Source organism: Kitasatospora nipponensis, from assembly GCF_039528135.1.
Taxonomy (GTDB): domain Bacteria; phylum Actinomycetota; class Actinomycetes; order Streptomycetales; family Streptomycetaceae; genus Kitasatospora; species Kitasatospora nipponensis.
The window spans coordinates 1-751 of the sequence record NZ_BAAALF010000670.1 but is presented as its reverse complement, the minus strand read 5'-3'; the positions used below and the strand labels follow the sequence as shown (position 1 = coordinate 751).

Sequence of the window (751 nt, the reverse complement as noted above, 5' to 3'; positions counted from 1 at the left end):
GCTGGATGTCCTCCAGCATCTCGGTCACCAGGGCGGCGATCGGCGAGCGCTCGGAGCGGGTGAGGGTGATGTGGGCGAAGAGCGGATGGCCCTTCAGCTTCTCCACCACCGCCACCACCCCGTCGTAGCGGCCCACTCTCAGGTTGTCGCGCTGCGCCACGTCGTGGGTGAGCACCACCCGCGAGCCCTGGCCGATCCGCGAGAGCACCGTGAGCAGCACGTTGCGCTCCAGCGACTGGGCCTCGTCCACGATCACGAAGGCGTCGTGCAGCGAGCGCCCGCGGATGTGGGTGAGCGGCAGCACCTCCAGCATCCCGCGGGAGATCACCTCCTCGATCACCGCGGGCGTGGTCACCGCCGAGAGCGTGTCGAAGACCGCCTGCGCCCAGGGGCTCATCTTCTCCGACTCGGAACCCGGCAGGTAGCCCAGCTCCTGGCCGCCGACCGCGTACAGCGGACGGAAGACCATCACCTTGCGGTGCTGCCCGCGCTCCAGCACCGCCTCCAGCCCCGCGCACAGCGCCAGCGCGGACTTGCCGGTACCGGCCCGCCCGCCCATCGAGACGATGCCCACCTCCGGATCCAGCAACAGGTCCAGCGCCACGCGCTGCTCGGCACTGCGCCCGCGCAGCCCGAACGCCTCACGGTCACCGCGCACCAGCCGGACCCGCCCGTCACCGGTGACCCGGCCCAGCGCCCGACCACGCTCCGAGGCCAGCACCAGCCCGGTGTGCACCGGCAGCTCGTCCGC

The 751-nt window shown here is 72.0% G+C and carries 1 protein-coding gene; it reads right to left on the bottom strand.

Annotated elements, in window-relative coordinates; translation table 11 throughout:
• Positions 1-751, bottom strand: a 751-nt coding sequence (locus ABD323_RS42620; RefSeq protein ID WP_344447421.1) for a PhoH family protein, incomplete at both ends; no start/stop codon positions are given.